Here is a 1,780-nt window from a genome sequence, read left to right on the forward strand (position 1 = left end):
CTGTAGCGCGGCCTTCAGTTGCGCGACGGCAGCAGGCATCTCCAAGTGCGGCGTATCAGCGCCAGCCGCCGCATCGGCCGAAAAGAACAGTCCTTTCGCTGCGCGCACGGTCCCCCACGCCTGGGTGGTCGCTTCAAAGCCCTCGCCTCGCGCGAGCTTTTTACTGTTGAGCAGATAGCCCTGATTGAACGCCGTCTGGCTGTAGACCGTGGCGATACGCGCGCTTTCCTTGCCTCGCAGATCATTGAAGACGACCTCGGCGCCGAGCAGCGGCGCGCGCCAGATTGCGTAACTGAACATCGCATCGGCGCCGTGCACCACGTCCGGATGCGAGTAGTCATGGAGCGCTCCGACGATATGCATGCGATCTACATCGGCATGCGCCGCACCAAGCAAAACCTCCGTGGACGGCAGCAAAGGCGAATGGAAGCCACCTTGATACGACGAAGACGGACGAAGCAGCCGCAGCTTCAGCAACTGCTTGTCAGTGTTAGCCGTTCCCTGCAGGAACTTCGGCAACACAGGATATCGGCCATGCTCGTCCATGCAGCCATAAGGCGACGAGTCAAACGTCGTGACGACGCCAACGACCGGTCCCTTCAGAAATCTCCAGTCGCGTTCATAAACGAAGTCGGGACGGTAGGCCAGATGCGCGGGCATCGCCTTGAAGCGGACATGCGCCGGTTTCGATCGGCTGCCCTTCATCGTCATCGACTCGACCACGAATCCATACGGAGCGCTCGCCAGCTTCGTATTGGTCAGCTTGACCACCACGCCTGGCGCCATGCCCTTCGCATTGCTCTTGCCCGAAAGCTTTACCTGCTTTGCAATCTGCTCATCGCGCCGCGTCTGTGCTCGCGACTCACCCTGCTGAGGCGTCAGATGAAATTCCGCGCTACCGCTGATTCGCCCGAACACCGATTGGTCATTGGCCTCATTGGAAATGCTCGCGCTCGCCCGCAGCGGATCTTCCGGCGTGCGGTAATTGCGCTCCCACAACTCGATGGCGGCCGGCACCAGCGTACGCGTCTCGCTGACCGAGAGTGCAGCCTCATGCCAGTTGCTGTTCATGCCCGAGTCAGAGAGCAGGGGTACGTCGATCGAGCGCACGTACCCGCGCGGATTGTCCGTGAACACGAGCGTGTCCAGTTGACCATCCTTGCCTCGACCCTGCTTGTAAAACCAGCATATGCCTCGACGTTTTGCATGACGTGTCACGAAGGCCCACACGGACTCCTCGTACATCACAACCTGCTCCATCTTCTCTTGCGCGCCTTCCAGATGGAACTCGATATCGAAGGCATCGATGTTCTTCCGGTCGACGAGCAGTCGCGTCACCATCTCCTGGAAGGTGATGTCTTTGAATACATCCGAGCCATGCACGCGCTTGCAGAGCGCGGCAAACCGAGGTTCGATCTGGAGTTTGTAGGTCGCCTCGTCGCGGTTCGCTTTAATGCGTTCGAAGCGCGTGACGATGCCATTGAAAGTGGCCGCCTCGTGATCGACAGGCGCGACATAATTCACCGACGGGACGGCCACTCGCTCGTCGATCTGCAAGCCCGCACGCCGACCCACGCAGAGCTTGCCATCGATATCGAGACGCGGCGAGGTAACGGTGACCTCCGCCTTGTAGTCATCGCATAATCCTGCTTTGACCTTGAACTTGAGCACGTCGAGCTCGAGCTCGAGCGTACCGATCCATATGCTCAAACGCTGGGTGAGTCGCGCGCTTGGATGCTGCAGCGCGTCCGTCAGTTTTTTCGTTACAGCATTCATTCGC

The 1,780-nt window shown here is 59.6% G+C and carries 1 protein-coding gene; it reads right to left on the minus strand.

Features of this window, described 5'->3' with window-relative positions:
• On the minus strand, window positions 1–1,671 hold a 1,671-nt coding region (locus QCE79_RS32660), incomplete at its 3' end, for a type VI secretion system tip protein VgrG (protein WP_309851520.1).
• Window positions 1,672–1,780 lie beyond the last annotated feature (109 nt).

It is taken from the genome of Caballeronia sp. LZ003, from assembly GCF_031451465.1.
Lineage (GTDB): Bacteria > Pseudomonadota > Gammaproteobacteria > Burkholderiales > Burkholderiaceae > Caballeronia.